Here is a 15,491-nt window from a genome sequence, read left to right as displayed (position 1 = left end):
TAAAGGTGCGGTTTCGGTATAGAAAAAAATATCAAATACATAATAATTGAGCAAAGCTATTAGAAGATAGGAGGATATGCTCAACTAAATAACAAAAAATTGAGTATATATACAAGTTGTGCGTCAGTTTCGCGCGACGAAATGAAAAGAACATAATTGTATGAAAAAAAACATAAAAGTAATATTAATCATTCTCTTAGGAATTTTAAGTAGCCTCCTAATTATGTATTATTATTTTTTTGGTCAATACGTTGTCAATTGCACTTCATTTAGTAATGAATATTATGAATGGTTTCCATACAATGAAGGTGACAAATTGATTTTTTCCAATAATAAACTTAGTAAAACATTTATAGTTAAAGATTATCAAAAAAATCACACAGAATGGTATCAATCTAATTTGAAATGTGGCTGTTGTGAAGATAATCTAAATATCATGCTAGCGAATCAAAATGATACTTTAAAAATTGATTTCCAAAATATTGATAATAAAAAAAGTTGTTTTGGCACATCTTTAGGGATTAATGATAATTACATTGATTTAGATGAAAAGCCGATTGATTTTTTGAATAAAAAGAAACAAATAAGAATAGAAAAATATTTAATTGAAAAAAACAAAGGAATTACTGAATTCAAACTACACGAAGAAACGTGGAAACTGGAAAAAATAATAAAATCAAATTCTAAAAATAAATTAACGATAAGTAATTGCAATTAAAACCGAAAGCACAACAGGCGTTTGGCAAGATTGCGAATTTTGTAGTAAATTCACGTTTACCTTTCGCAAGAAATTTTATCCTTAATAGAAAATAATCAGTTCCTAAGTTTAAAGAAATAATTCTCACAAAATCACTACCTTAGCACATCAAATTTACAACTATGCTAACACTAATCGCCGCAACATCAACTAACAATGCTTTGGGAAAAGACAACCAATTGGTTTGGCATTTACCAGATGATTTTAAACGTTTTAAAGCGCTAACTTCCGAGCATTATATCATTATGGGAAGAAAAACCTTTGAAAGTTTTCCAAAACCATTACCGAATAGAACGCACGTTATTATTACTCGTCAAAATGATTATATAGCACCAGAAGGATGTATGGTGGTTTCAAGTTTAGAAGAAGCCATAGAAGCGTGTCCAAAAAATGAAGAAATTTTTATTATTGGCGGTGGCGAAATTTATAAACAATCTATTGATATGGCTGATAAAGTAGAGCTTACTCGCGTGCATACAACTGTAGAAGCCGACACGTTTTTTCCAGAAATAAACCCAGAACAATGGGAACTTGTTTTTGAAGAACTACATCCAAATGATGAAAAACACGCCTTTGATTTTACGTTTCAAACTTTTATTAAGTCAAATCGTAATTCGTAAATTGTAATTCATAATTTTCAATTACTTTTGTACTTCAAAATCAAAACAATGTCTGAAAGCATAAAACCGTATCAAGATTCCGAAAAAGGTAAAAAAGAGCAAGTGGCTCAAATGTTTGATACCATTTCCGAAAATTATGATGGATTAAATAAAATAATTTCTTTAGGAACAGATGCTACCTGGAAAAAGAAGATTCTACAAATGGTAAAACTTCAACAGCCAACGTCGATTCTTGATATTGCTACCGGAACAGGCGATTTAGCTATATTATTTGCCGAAACTACTGCTACAGAAATTATAGGTTTAGATATTTCGCAAGGTATGCTTGATATGGGTAAGAAAAAAATTTTAGAAAAAAACTTAGCTTCAAAAATTCAAATGGTTTTAGGTGATGGCGAAAAAATTCCCTACACAGATAATTATTTTGATGTAATCACCGTGGCATACGGAGTTAGAAATTTCGAAAATCTTGAAAAAGGGCTTTCTGAAATACTTCGTGTATTGAAACCAAATGGCACTTTTATTATTTTAGAAACTTCTGTTCCTACTACATTTCCTTTTAAACAAGGGTATTATGTGTATACCAATTTTATTATGCCAACCATAGGAAAACTGTTTTCTAAAGATAAAGCTGCGTACAAATATTTATCTACTTCCGCACAAAATTTCCCTTTTGGCGAAGCGTTAAACAATATTTTACGAAAAATTGGGTTTATAGAAGTAAAGCACGAACCTCAAACAATGGGCGTAGCTACAATTTATAAAGCATCAAAAAAGTAAAAAATGCAAGTTAGATATCTTATTTTTATTTTATTATTCGCACTGAAATCTTTCGCTCAGGGCGGTACCTTTGGTAAAAATCCAATTATAAATGATGAAAATTTTGAGAAGAAAAAAATTCATTTTGGGTATTATTTAGGGTTTAGCAGTTATAATTATCAATTTAATTATAAAACGGTTGGAAAAGATATTGAGCTGAAGCCAGCTACTGGTTTTAATGTTGGTTTGGTAGTCAATTTAAGATTAAGAGAATTTTTCGATTTGCGTTTCGAACCTGGTTTTTATGCCACGCAACGTAATTTAATTTACCCAAATATTGAAGACCGTGTTGATAAATTAAGAGAAGTAAAAGCAGCCAATTTACATTTTCCATTATTGTTAAAATATTCTGCATTACGAACTGGAAATGTATGTCCATATTTAGTTGGAGGTGTATCTTCTACTTTAAATTTAGGAAGTAACGAAAAAGCTACAGATGATAATTCCGCAAATAGATTCCGAGTAAAAACCTGGACGCAAAATTACGAAGTAGGTTTTGGATTGGATTTATATTTAGAATATTTTAAATTTTCTCCATCTATCCGTGGTGTTTTTGGAACGGGCGATGAATTAATTCGCGATGTGGATCCAAATTCTCCTTGGACAGGAAATATTAAATCCATGCAAACCAGAGCTGTTTTTGTTAACTTCACGTTCCATTAAGTCGTAAAGTTTATTTTTTATTCACTTCTTTTAAATTCCGATAAAAATATCGCAGTGGCTGTAGCTACATTTAAACTCTCGGTTTGTTGTAAATTTCCAAATCTTGGAATCGCAATTTTTTGAGTAACTAATTGTTCTATTTCCGAAGAAATACCATTGGCTTCATTACCCATTACAAGTATGCCATTAGAAGGTAATTCTTTTTTATAAATGTTTTCGCCATCCATAAATGTTCCAAAAATTTCCAAATCAGTAGCTTTTAAATAAGCAACTAAATTGGTGTATTCTACTTGTACTCTGGCTAAACTTCCCATAGTAGCTTGTACTACTTTTGGATTATAAATATCTACGGTTTCTTCAGTACAAACGATTTTAGAAATACCAAACCAATCACATAATCTTATAATAGTTCCCATATTTCCTGGGTCTTTTATGTTGTCTAAAGCCAATTCTAATCCAGAAGTTGGTTTGAAAGTGGTTTCTTTTATTTCAAAAACAGCCAAACAATCATTTGCGGTAGTTAAAGCCGATATTTTTTTAAGTTCACTATCTAAAATAAGCGTTGCAGCGTGTTTTTTGTCAAACAAATCTGTTTTGGTTACAAATAAATGTTCAAGACTAAAATTAGCGTCAATAAGTTCTTGAATTACTTTTTTACCTTCCGCTATGAAAAGATTGTGTAACTTACGGTACTTTTTTTGCTGTAAACTATTAATTAGTTTAATTTGGTTTTTGCTAACCATAAAAAATTGTATTTTTGATAAAAATTAAGCGTTTGAAGAATCTCACTCCAAAAATAGCACTATTTTTTCTTTTTGGACTACTTTTTTACTCTTGTTCTGAAGTAAGAAAGCTCCAAAAGAAACAATTGCTTATTGAAGATAACGAAATTATAGTAAATAACAAATCTTCTAACTCAGAAGATTTGCACAATCAATTGTACCAAAAACCCAACAGTAAGTTATTGGGATTTAAACCCCGTTTGCAATTATACAATTTGAGTAAAAAAAATGCCGATTCGTCTTATCAAGCTTGGTTGCTAAAAAAACCAAATCGATTAGATAGAATGATTAAATTGTATTCTAAAAAGCAAGTAAATCGTTTGGGTAAATCGTTTTTGGTTTCTGGATATAGTGATTTTTTCAAGGAAGTAGGAGAAGCGCCTTCTATTTTAGATACGGCAAGAGTTAGAAAATCGGAAATTAGATTGCAATCGTATCAATTTAATAGAGGATTTTTTGATGTGAAAGTAGCATCTAAAATCGATTCGTTAAAAAATAAAAAAGTAAAAGTTACGTATCAAATAAATACAGGTAAACCCTATGTAATTGATAGTATTTTTAGAAATATTGAAACACCTATTGTCGATTCATTATATCAAAATATTTCTGGAAATTCGTTAATAAAAACAGGAGAAACGTATACTGCCGAAAATATTAGTAACGAGAAAAAACGAATTGCCACAGAATTTAGAAACAGAGGATTGTATCATTTTCAAGAAAATTATATTAAACGTCCTGATGTGGATACAATTGGTAAAGCTAATAAATTGAACATTACGTTTAATATTGGAAATAGGGTAGTAAAAAGAGGCGATTCTACTTTCACCGAACCGTTTAAGCTATATAAAATCAGTAAAGTCAATGTTTTTACAGACAAACAAGTAAAAGAGAAAGCCATCGGAATTGATAGTATTTCGTACAAAAAAATTAATTTTTACAGTTCTGGGAAACTAAAATATAAACCTAAAGCATTAGTAAATGCTATTTTTATTGAAGAAGGAAAACTATTTAGTGATCAAGATAAAACACTAACTACAAGAGCATTATCTAATTTAAGAGTATTTGCGTATCCTCGAATTCAATATGTAGAAGACGCTACAGGAAACGGTTTAATTGCAAATATTATATTAACTCCATTAAAAAAATATAATTTCAATATTAAAGGCGATTTTACGCAATCTAACATTCAGTTGTTTGGTATTTCTGGATTTACAGGAATTACGTTTAGAAATTTATTTAAAGGCGCCGAAATTTTAGATTTTTCGTTGCGAGGTAATTTGGGTTCCTCTAGAGATGCCAGCATAAAAAATAGTACGGATGCTTTTTTTAATATACTTGAATATGGTGCTGATGTAAAATTAAGTTTTCCAAGAATTTTCTTCCCTATAAATACGAATAAAATTATTAGTAAAGAATCGTTACCAAGTACTTCTATTACCTTAGGTTTATCAAAACAAACAAATATTGGTTTGGATAAAGAAAATTATTACGGAAGTTTTTATTACGATTGGGGATTAAATAAAGATGAAACTAAAAAGTTTAAGTTGGATTTATTTAACTTACAATTTGTTAAAAATTTAAATATTGATAATTATTTTAACGTGTATAATTATTCATACAATACGTTAAATAATTTAGCACAAACGTATAATACAAATGCTGCATTTGAAGACGACGCTGGAAATTTGACTTTTTCTGGAGCGGTAGATTTTATTAATGAAGTAAAAAGTGGTGGCATTAACGTAGCTGATGAAACGGATTTTAAAACCATCAACTCCATTGGAGAAAGAAGAAAAAGATTGATCGAAAACAATTTGATTTTATCATCAAGTTTTTCTTATAATTTAAGTACCAAAAGAAGTGTTAATGATGTTCAGTTTTACAATATTAAAGCAAAAATTGAAAGTTCAGGAAATATTTTAAATGTAATTGCAAAGCAAAAAAAAGAAGCCTTAAATAGTAACGACAATCAAACTGTTTTTGGTGTAGAATATGCGCAATATCTTAAAACGGAATTTGAATACATTAAACACTTACAGTTATATAAGAAAAGTTCCTTAGCATTTAGATTTTTTGGAGGAGTGGCTGTTCCATATGGAAATTCAAATTCGGTGCCTTTTTCAAGAAGTTATTTTGCAGGTGGAAGTAATGATAATAGAGGATGGCAAGCCTATTCATTAGGCCCTGGATCAAGTTTAAGTGTAAACGATTTTAATGAAGCCAATTTAAAACTTTCTTTAAATTTAGAATACCGATTTAATATTTTTAATAGCTTAAATGGTGCTTTATTTACGGATGCTGGAAATATTTGGAATGTTTCAGATAACGTAGAAGATGAAAAATTAAAATTTAAAGGAACAAAATCTTTTCAAGAGGTTGCTTTAGGTACTGGTTTTGGACTTAGATATGATTTTGGTTTCTTTGTAATTCGTGGCGATTTAGGTTTCAAAGCTTACAATCCTGCTAAAGAATATTCGCAAAGATGGTTGAAAGATATGAACTTTTCTAAAACTGTTTTTAATATAGGTATCAATTATCCTTTTTAAAATTAATAAAATTCTTACTTTTGTAAATTCAAAAAAACAACATAAATAAATTATCAATAAATAAAAACGTATGAGTCATAATATCAAACCTGGAGTAGCCACTGGAAATCAAGTTCAAGAAATTTTTAATTACGCGAAAGAAAAAGGATTTGCTTTACCAGCTGTAAACGTTACAGGAAGTAGTACAATAAATGGTGTTTTAGAAACAGCAGCAAAATTAAATGCACCTGTAATTATTCAGTTTTCAAACGGAGGCGGTCAGTTTAATGCTGGAAAAGGAATGTCAAATGTTGGTGAAAAAGCAGCTATTTTAGGATCTATTGCTGGTGCAAAACACGTACATACTTTAGCTGAAGCTTATGGCGCAACCGTAATTTTACATACAGATCATTGTGCAAAAAAATTATTACCTTGGATTGATGGTTTATTAGATGCTTCTGAAAAAAATTTTTCAGAAACAGGAAAACCATTATATTCTTCTCATATGATTGATTTATCTGAAGAACCAATTGAAGAAAACATTGAACTTTGCAAGCAATATTTAGCAAGAATGAGTAAAATGGATATGACTTTAGAAATTGAATTGGGAATTACTGGTGGAGAAGAAGACGGTGTAGATAATTCAGATGTGGATAGTTCTAAATTGTACACACAACCAGAAGAAGTTTCTTATGCATACGAAGAGTTAATGAAAATTAGTCCACGTTTTACAATTGCTGCTTCTTTCGGAAATGTTCACGGTGTGTACAAACCAGGAAATGTAAAATTAACACCTAAAATTTTAAAAAATTCGCAAGAATACGTTCAAAATAAATTCAATACAGGTGCTAATCCAGTAGATTTTGTTTTCCACGGAGGTTCAGGTTCTACGATTGAAGAAATAAGAGAAGCCATTTCGTATGGTGTAATCAAAATGAACATTGATACCGATTTACAATTTGCTTTTACAGAAGGAATTAGAGATTATATGACCTCTAAAATCGATTATTTAAAAACACAAATTGGTAGCCCTGAAGGAAGCGACAGTCCAAATAAAAAACATTACGACCCAAGAAAATGGATTCGTGAAGGAGAAGTTACTTTCAATACAAGATTAGAACAGGCTTTCGCCGATTTAAATAACGTAAATACATTATAGTCATCAAGTCAAAAGTCGAATGTCTGAATGTTTTCAGATTTGTTTGGCTTTTGACTTTTGACTTTTAACTTTTGACTTGAAAAATTATGGCTTGGTTTAAAAGAAAAGAAAAAGGGATTACAACCGCAACTGAGGATAAAAAAGATGTACCGAAAGGATTGTGGTACAAATCGCCTACAGGAAAAATTGTAGATTCAGAAGAATTAGAAAGAAACTTATGGGTAAGTCCAGAAGACGATTATCACGTACGAATTGGTAGTGCTGAATATTTTAGAATTTTATTTGATGATAATGAATTCAAAGAATTAGATGCTAATTTAACTTCAGTAGATTCATTAAAATTTGTGGATACTAAAAAGTATAGTGATCGTTTAAAAGAAGTTACCGAAAAAACCAAACTAAAAGATGCGGTAAGAACTGGAGTAGGAAAATCTAAAGGAAATGACATTGTTATTTGTTGTATGGATTTTGCTTTTATTGGTGGTTCGATGGGCGCTGTAGTTGGTGAAAAAATCTCAAGAGGTGTCAATTATGCTATCAAAAATAAATTACCATTTGTGATGATTTCAAAATCAGGTGGAGCACGTATGATGGAAGCAGCACAATCATTAATGCAATTAGCAAAAACGTCTTCTAAATTAGCTCAACTTGCAGAAGCTCAATTACCTTATATTTCTTTATGTACTGATCCTACAACGGGAGGAACTACTGCTTCTTATGCTATGCTTGGAGATATTAATATTGCAGAACCAGGTGCTTTAATTGCCTTTGCGGGACCACGTGTTGTGAGAGATACAACCGGTAAAGATTTGCCAGAAGGTTTTCAAACCTCAGAATTTTTATTAGAACACGGTTTCTTAGATTTTATTTCACATAGAAAAGAATTAAAAGATAAAATTAATTTATATATCGATTTAATCTTAAACAAAGATATAAGATAAAAACAAAAATCCCGATTTTCATTTGAAAATCGGGTTTTTTTATTCTTGCTTTAGAAAATATTAAATTCCAAAGGCAGTTTTAATATCTGCTACACGGTCTAATTTTTCCCAAGTAAATAATTCAACTTCAACTGTTTTTACAACACCGTCTGGTGATTTAAACGTTTTTGTTACTACTTCATTTTTACGTCCCATATGTCCGTAAGCAGCAGTTTCACTATAAATTGGTGTTCTTAATTTTAAATTTTGCTCAATAGCATAAGGTCTTAAATCAAACAATTGTGCTACTTTATCTGAAATTTGAGAATCTAATAACCCATTTTTAGCTGTTCCGTATGTGTTTACATAAATGTTACAAGGTTTTGCAACGCCAATAGCATATGAAACTTGAACTAAAACCTCGCTTGCCACACCTGCAGCAACCAAGTTTTTCGCAATATGACGCGCAGCATAAGCAGCACTTCTGTCAACTTTACTTGGATCTTTACCTGAGAAAGCACCACCACCGTGAGCACCTTTTCCGCCATAAGTATCCACGATAATTTTTCTACCTGTTAATCCAGTATCTCCGTGTGGTCCTCCGATTACGAATTTTCCAGTTGGGTTAATGTGGTATTCAATTTTATCATTAAATAAATGCGCATATTGAGGATATTTAGCTAAAATTCTTGGAATTAAGATGTCAATAATATCTTTCTTAATTTTTGCAAGCATAGAAGTTTCTTCATCAAAATCATCGTGTTGTGTAGAAACTACAATAGAATCAATTCTTACTGGAACATTGTCATCATTGTATTCTAAAGTAACTTGAGATTTTGCATCAGGACGTAAATACGTAATGGCTGAATTTTCTCTTCTTAATTCTGCTAATTCTTGTAATAATTTGTGTGCTAAATCTAATGCTAAAGGCATTAAATCAACGGTTTCGTTTGTAGCATAACCAAACATAATTCCTTGGTCACCCGCACCTTGTGCATTTGCTTTCGATTCAAAATCTGTAGCTGCAGCTCTATCAACTCCTCTGTTAATATCATCAGATTGATCGTGAATTGCTGATAAAACCCCACAAGAATTGGCTTCAAACATATATTCGCTTTTTGTGTAACCAATTTTTTTGATTACATCACGTGCAATAGTTTGTACATCTAAATAGGTATTTGATTTTACTTCACCAGCCAAAATAACTTGTCCAGTTGTTACTAAAGTTTCACAAGCTACTTTTGACGATGGGTCAAATGCTAAAAAGTTATCAATTAATGCATCACTAATTTGATCTGCAATTTTATCTGGATGCCCTTCGCTCACAGATTCCGACGTAAATAAATAAGCCATAATTATAAATTAATATATAATAATTAACGAAAAAATTGCAAGGAAATACTAAAGTAGGGAAGTTTCTGCTTTAGCATTTTTTAACGAGGTTGCAATCAGTTCAAATTTTTCCTCTTTAATTCTGCTGCAAAGTTATAAAATCAATTTGAAATACAAATCATAAAAATTGATTTAAATTAAATTTTCAACAAAATCATTTATTTTATGAAAAATAATCTATTAATATTAATTTTAAATGAAAAATTATCTGAATTTATATCTGTAAAAATTAAATTTTAGAAAATATTTCTTTTTTCATTTTTTTTAGTACCTTTGCCCCGTTCATAAACATACTGATTGTTATCACGAAAGGTGGAGGGATTAGACCCATTGAAACCTTAGCAACCCTACTCTTGTAGAAGGTGCTACATTCTATTCCTAATAATATAGGAAGCAGATAACTTGAAAATTTCACATTTTTCGCTGATATCAATTTTAAGTTTATTTCGTGTTTTCATTTTTTTTGAAAGCAGTATAATCATTTTAAAATATAATTCCGTTGAAAATGTCAAATTCACCAGAAATACAACAAATTAAAAGCAATATACAACAAGCCATTAAAGAAAGAATTTTAGTTCTTGACGGCGCTATGGGTACTATGTTGCAACGCAATAAATTTGAAGAAGAAGATTTTCGAGGGGAACGATTTAAAGATTTTCCACATCAATTAAAAGGAAATAACGATTTACTTTCTATTACACAACCAGAAGCCGTAAAAGCAGTGCATCGTTTGTATTTTGAGGCAGGTGCAGATATTGTAGAAACCAATACGTTTTCTGGTACTACTATTGGTATGGCCGATTATCATATGGAAGATTTGGTGTACGAATTAAATTACCAATCGGCAAAAATTGCAAGAGAAGTGGCTGACGAATTTACAGACAAGCCTCGTTTTGTAGCAGGATCTATAGGACCAACTAACAGAACGGCTTCTATGTCGCCAGATGTAAATGATCCTGGTTTTCGTGCCGTAACTTTTGACGACTTACGAATCGCATACAAACAACAAGTTGAAGCTTTAATTGATGGTGGTTCGGATGTGCTTTTGGTTGAAACTATTTTTGATACATTAAATGCAAAAGCGGCACTTTTCGCTATAGAAGAAGTAAAAGAAGAACGAAATATTGATATTCCAATTATGGTTTCAGGAACCATTACAGATGCTTCTGGAAGAACTTTATCTGGACAAACCGTCGAAGCTTTTTTAATTTCTATTCAGCATATTCCTTTGTTAAGTGTAGGATTTAATTGCGCTTTAGGAGCCGATCAGTTAAAACCTTATTTAAAACGCTTGGCACAACATACACAAATAAATATTTCGGCACATCCAAATGCGGGTTTGCCAAATGCTTTTGGAGAATACGACCAAACACCAATGGAAATGCAGGCTTTAATTCGGGACTATTTACAAGACAATTTAATAAATATAATAGGAGGTTGCTGCGGTACAACTCCAGAACACATTAAATTAATTGCAGAAGTTGCCGCAGAGTTTAAGCCAAGAAAATCAGAATAAAACAGTCATTTAGCATTTTACTATTCTAAATGAATTTTAAAAAAGCAAAAATGAAAAACAGCATAATCAAAATAAAAAAATATGTTTCAAAAAGTAAAATCTTTTGGAAAGAAGTAAAAGAAAATTATAAAAAAATAAGCAGTATTCTTTAAGATTAGCCTGCCAGATTATAAAATAAAATGTCAAAAAAAACTAAAATAAATTTACAACTTTCAGGTTTAGAACCACTCTTTATTAACGAAGATTCTATTTTCGTAAATGTTGGAGAACGAACCAATGTAACAGGTTCTCGTAAATTTCTTCGATTAATTAAAGAAGAAAAGTATGATGAAGCACTTTCGATTGCTCGAGAACAAGTGGAAGGTGGTGCCCAAATTATCGATGTTAATATGGATGAAGGAATGTTAGATGGCATTTATGCTATGACAAAATTCCTAAATTTAATTGCTGCCGAACCTGATATTGCTCGTGTTCCTGTAATGATTGATAGTTCGAAATGGGAAATTATCGAAGCGGGTTTAAAAGTCGTACAAGGAAAAGCGGTCGTAAATTCAATTTCACTTAAAGAAGGCGAAGCGGTTTTTGTACATCACGCCAAGTTAATTAAGCGATATGGTGCAGCAGTAATTGTTATGGCTTTTGATGAAGTCGGTCAAGCAGATAATTACCAAAGAAGAATTGAAATTTGTAAAAGAAGTTATGATATATTAGTCAACCAAGTCGGTTTTCCTGCCGAAGATATCATTTTTGATCCGAATATTTTTCCAGTAGCAACTGGAATGGACGAACATAAATTAAACGCTTTAGATTTTTTCCAAGCTACAAAGTGGATTCGTGAAAATTTACCTTATGCGAATGTTTCTGGTGGGGTTAGTAACGTTTCATTCTCCTTTCGAGGAAATGATAAGGTACGTGAAGCGATGCACTCTGCTTTTCTATATCACGCCATTCAGAATGGGATGACTATGGGAATTGTTAATCCTGAAATGTTAGAAATTTACGATGAGATTGATCCTGTTTTATTAGAACACGTAGAAGATGTTCTTTTAAACAGAAGAGAAGATGCTACCGAACGTTTATTAGATTTAGCCGAAAGTTTTAAAGGCGATTTCAAGGTAAATGAAAAAGCAATAGCCGAATGGCGAAATGGTTCAGTTCAAGAACGATTAACGTATTCGTTAGTAAAAGGATTTGATGAATTTATTGAAATTGATGTAGAAGAAGCCAGATTAACCGCCAATAAAGCCATTGAAGTGATTGAAATCAGTTTAATGAATGGTATGAACGTGGTTGGCGATTTATTCGGAAGTGGAAAAATGTTTTTACCTCAAGTGGTAAAATCAGCACGAGTTATGAAAAAAGCTGTGGCGTATTTATTACCATTTATTGAATCCGAAAAAGATGCAACCGCTTCTTCATCAGCTGGAAAAGTATTGATGGCAACTGTTAAAGGTGATGTTCACGACATTGGAAAAAACATTGTTTCAGTAGTTTTGGCGTGTAATAATTTTGAAATTATCGATTTAGGCGTTATGGTTCCGCCAGAAAAAATTATTGATGCCGCCATTAAAGAAAATGTAGATATCATCGGTTTAAGCGGACTAATTACGCCTTCTTTAGACGAAATGGTGTATTTGGCCAAAGAAATGAATAAGTTAAACATCAAAATTCCAATAATGATTGGTGGCGCAACCACTTCACGCGCACATACAGCTGTTAAAATTGCTCCGGAATATACTGCTACTGTTGTTCACGTTAATGATGCATCAAGAGCGGTAACTGTGGCTTCGAATTTATTAAATACGGAAACAAAAATGTCGTATTCAATTGCGTTACGCGAGGAGTACGATGCATTACGTGATGGCTATTTAAATAGAGCAAGAGAGAAAAATTTCTTAACGATTGAAGAAGCTCGTAAAAATAAATTAAAGATAGATTGGAACAATTACGAAGCTATAAAACCTAATTTTATTGGGACGAAAATAGTTGAGGTAGCATTATCAGATTTAGTCGATTTTATCGATTGGACACCGTTTTTTCAATCTTGGGAATTGTTTGGAAAATATCCTGCAATATTAACTGATGAGGTAGTGGGTGAACAAGCATCAGATTTGTTTAAAGATGCGCAAAATATGTTGTCAAAAATTGTCTCTGAAAAATGGTTTACAGCTAAAGGAATTTTAGGAATTTTTCCCGCCAACACCATAAATGATGATGACATTGAAATCAGCCCCCCAACCCCCGAAGGGGGAGCTCCCGACTTTGTGGATAAGTATGGATGGGAAACTGCAGGCTCTGAATTGTATAGCGTTTTAAAAGAAAAAGCAAAAGAAATGCGTAACAAACCCACTGAAGCAGAAAAAATGCTTTGGAATGTTTTGAGCAATAAAGGAATTGAGAATTATAAATTTAGAAGACAGCATATTGTTGGTGAATATATTGTAGATTTTATTTGTTTAGAAAAAAGATTAATTATAGAAGTAGATGGTGCTGTCCACAATGATTTAGCACAAATCGAACACGACAAACAAAGAACCGAATGGTTGGAATCTAAAGGTTTCAAAGTAATAAGATTCACAAATAATCAAGTCCTCTCAGATTTTTTCAACACAATAGAAAAAATTCGCAAAGGATTAAACACAATCTTGGTAGCTCCCCCTTCGGGGGCGGGGGGGGCTTTTCTTACACTAAGACAACAATCGCAAAAAACCGCAGGAGCGCCTAACATCGCTTTGGCCGATTTTATTGCTCCAAAAGATTCAGGTGTTCAGGATTATATGGGTTGTTTTTGTGTTACAACTGGTTTTGGCGTAGATGAAAAAGCGGCAGAATTTGAAAAACAATTAGACGATTATAATGCTATTTTAACCAAAGCTTTAGGCGATAGATTAGCAGAAGCTTTCGCAGAATATTTACATTTAAAAGTTCGAAAAGAAATTTGGGGATACGCTTCTGAGGAACAACTTTCAAATCAAGAATTAATTAAAGAAAATTACAAAGGAATTCGTCCAGCGCCAGGTTATCCAGCCTGTCCAGATCATTTAGAAAAGCCAACTATTTGGGATATTTTAAAAGTGGAGGAAAATATTGGTGTGAAATTAACTGAAAGTATGGCAATGTGGCCGGCTTCTTCAGTGTCAGGATACTATTTTGCTCATCCAGAAAGCAAGTATTTTGGGTTAGGAAAAATAAAATCAGACCAAATAGCAGATTACGCAAAAAGAAGAAATATATCAATAGAAACAGCAACTAAATGGTTAGCACCAAATATTGCAGATTAATTCAAGGTAATAGGCAAAAGGTATAAGGTAAATAGGCTACCAAATACCCAAAACCCAAAACCCAAAACCTAAAAAAAATGAAAGTAACACAACATATCCAAAACGCCAACGGAAAACCTTTGTTTTCTTTTGAAATTTTACCGCCTTTAAAAGGTCAAAATATTCAATCTATTTTTGATAGTATTGATCCGTTAATGGAATTTAATCCGCCATTCATTGATGTTACGTATCATCGAGAGGAATATGAATTCAAGGAATTAGAAAACGGTTTATTACAAAAGAAAATTGTAAAAAAACGTCCTGGAACGGTAGGAATTTGTGCAGGAATTCAAAATAAATATAATGTGGATGCTATTCCGCATATATTATGTGGTGGTTTTACGAAAGAAGATACCGAAAATTTATTAATTGATTTAGATTTCTTAGGAATTGATAACGTGGTAGCGCTTCGTGGTGATGCGGTTAAAAGTGAAATTTATTTTAAACCAGAAAAAGAAGGTCACGTTTTTGCTTCTGAATTGGTTTCGCAAATTAATGATTTAAATAACGGTATTTATTTAGATGCCGATTTGCAAAATTCATCTAAAACTGATTTTTGTATTGGTGTTGCAGGATATCCCGAAAAACATATGGAAGCACCAAGTTTAGATAGTGACATTCATTTCTTAAAACAAAAGATTAAAAACGGTGCGGATTATATTATTACGCAAATGTTTTTTGATAATCAGAAATTTTTCGAATTTGTTGCGAAGTGCAGAGCGGCTGGAATTACTGTTCCTATTATACCAGGTTTGAAGCCCATTTCAACAAAAAAACAACTAAATTTAATTCCACACCGATTTAGCATCGAATTACCAGATGATTTAATTATGTCGGTTGTGAAAGCTAAAGATAATGATGCGGTAAAACAAATTGGTATTGAATGGTGTACACAACAAAGTAAAGAACTTGTGGCGACAGGAATACCAGTGCTTCATTATTACTCTATGGGTAAAGCGGAAAACATCAAAGCCATTGCCAGTCAAATATTTTAATTTCAATTTTCTTTGTAATTAAA

12 protein-coding genes and 1 riboswitch are annotated in these 15,491 nt (G+C 31.8%); of the genes, 10 read left to right on the top strand and 2 right to left on the bottom strand.

Annotated features, from left to right (window positions below; translation table 11 throughout):
- Positions 1-160: 160 nt before the first annotated feature.
- The 4 genes from ACIQ11_RS01230 to ACIQ11_RS01215 all read left to right on the top strand — a co-directional run bounded on the left by ACIQ11_RS01230 (position 161) and on the right by ACIQ11_RS01215 (position 2,859).
- Positions 161-718 carry a hypothetical protein gene (locus ACIQ11_RS01230; protein ID WP_396152055.1) on the top strand — a complete coding sequence of 186 codons (558 nt, stop codon included), beginning with the start codon at positions 161-163 and terminating at the stop codon, positions 716-718.
- 161 nt (positions 719-879) lie between these two features.
- Positions 880-1,377: a dihydrofolate reductase gene (locus ACIQ11_RS01225; protein ID WP_396152053.1), complete on the top strand. Its 498-nt coding sequence runs from the start codon at positions 880-882 to the stop codon at positions 1,375-1,377.
- A 48-nt stretch (positions 1,378-1,425) separates the two neighbouring features.
- The gene (gene ubiE / locus ACIQ11_RS01220) at positions 1,426-2,157 is read left to right on the top strand and encodes a bifunctional demethylmenaquinone methyltransferase/2-methoxy-6-polyprenyl-1,4-benzoquinol methylase UbiE (protein WP_396152051.1); all 732 of its coding nucleotides are present in this window, start codon (positions 1,426-1,428) and stop codon (positions 2,155-2,157) included.
- Positions 2,158-2,160: 3 nt separating this feature from the next.
- Positions 2,161-2,859, top strand: a complete 699-nt coding sequence (locus ACIQ11_RS01215) for a porin family protein (RefSeq protein WP_396152049.1) — start codon at positions 2,161-2,163, stop codon at positions 2,857-2,859.
- A gap of 17 nt (positions 2,860-2,876) precedes the next feature.
- On the opposite strand, the gene ACIQ11_RS01210 is transcribed toward ACIQ11_RS01215, so the two are convergent.
- Complete coding sequence (locus ACIQ11_RS01210) at positions 2,877-3,602, bottom strand: RNA methyltransferase (RefSeq protein ID WP_396152047.1); 726 nt, start codon at positions 3,600-3,602, stop codon at positions 2,877-2,879.
- 32 nt (positions 3,603-3,634) lie between these two features.
- Between ACIQ11_RS01210 and ACIQ11_RS01205 the strand changes: the two genes are divergently transcribed.
- From ACIQ11_RS01205 to accD, 3 genes are all read left to right on the top strand, one after another.
- Complete coding sequence (locus ACIQ11_RS01205; RefSeq protein ID WP_396152045.1) at positions 3,635-6,187, top strand: BamA/TamA family outer membrane protein; 2,553 nt, start codon at positions 3,635-3,637, stop codon at positions 6,185-6,187.
- Between the two features lie 70 nt (positions 6,188-6,257).
- The gene (gene fbaA, locus ACIQ11_RS01200; protein ID WP_396152043.1) at positions 6,258-7,325 is read left to right on the top strand and encodes a class II fructose-bisphosphate aldolase; all 1,068 of its coding nucleotides are present in this window, start codon (positions 6,258-6,260) and stop codon (positions 7,323-7,325) included.
- Positions 7,326-7,411: 86 nt separating this feature from the next.
- Positions 7,412-8,266: an acetyl-CoA carboxylase, carboxyltransferase subunit beta gene (gene accD / locus ACIQ11_RS01195; RefSeq protein WP_396152041.1), complete on the top strand. Its 855-nt coding sequence runs from the start codon at positions 7,412-7,414 to the stop codon at positions 8,264-8,266.
- Positions 8,267-8,326: 60 nt separating this feature from the next.
- Here the strand turns inward: accD and metK are convergent, their stop codons facing one another.
- Entirely contained in the window at positions 8,327-9,598 is a 1,272-nt protein-coding gene (gene metK, locus ACIQ11_RS01190; RefSeq protein ID WP_396152039.1) for a methionine adenosyltransferase, read from the bottom strand.
- Between the two features lie 336 nt (positions 9,599-9,934).
- A riboswitch (SAM riboswitch) is annotated at positions 9,935-10,041 on the top strand.
- A 101-nt stretch (positions 10,042-10,142) separates the two neighbouring features.
- Between metK and ACIQ11_RS01185 the strand changes: the two genes are divergently transcribed.
- The 3 genes from ACIQ11_RS01185 to metF all read left to right on the top strand — a co-directional run bounded on the left by ACIQ11_RS01185 (position 10,143) and on the right by metF (position 15,468).
- A complete protein-coding gene (locus tag ACIQ11_RS01185) occupies positions 10,143-11,153 on the top strand; it encodes a homocysteine S-methyltransferase family protein (RefSeq protein WP_396152037.1) in 1,011 nt (336 codons plus the stop codon).
- A 179-nt stretch (positions 11,154-11,332) separates the two neighbouring features.
- Positions 11,333-14,434 carry a vitamin B12 dependent-methionine synthase activation domain-containing protein gene (locus ACIQ11_RS01180; RefSeq protein ID WP_396152035.1) on the top strand — a complete coding sequence of 1,034 codons (3,102 nt, stop codon included), beginning with the start codon at positions 11,333-11,335 and terminating at the stop codon, positions 14,432-14,434.
- A 77-nt stretch (positions 14,435-14,511) separates the two neighbouring features.
- Positions 14,512-15,468, top strand: a complete 957-nt coding sequence (metF, locus tag ACIQ11_RS01175; RefSeq protein WP_396152033.1) for a methylenetetrahydrofolate reductase [NAD(P)H] — start codon at positions 14,512-14,514, stop codon at positions 15,466-15,468.
- Positions 15,469-15,491 lie beyond the last annotated feature (23 nt).

The sequence above is a fragment of the Flavobacterium sp. genome (assembly GCF_044361065.1).
Lineage (GTDB): Bacteria > Bacteroidota > Bacteroidia > Flavobacteriales > Flavobacteriaceae > Flavobacterium.
This window is presented reverse-complemented; position numbering and strand designations above follow the sequence as displayed.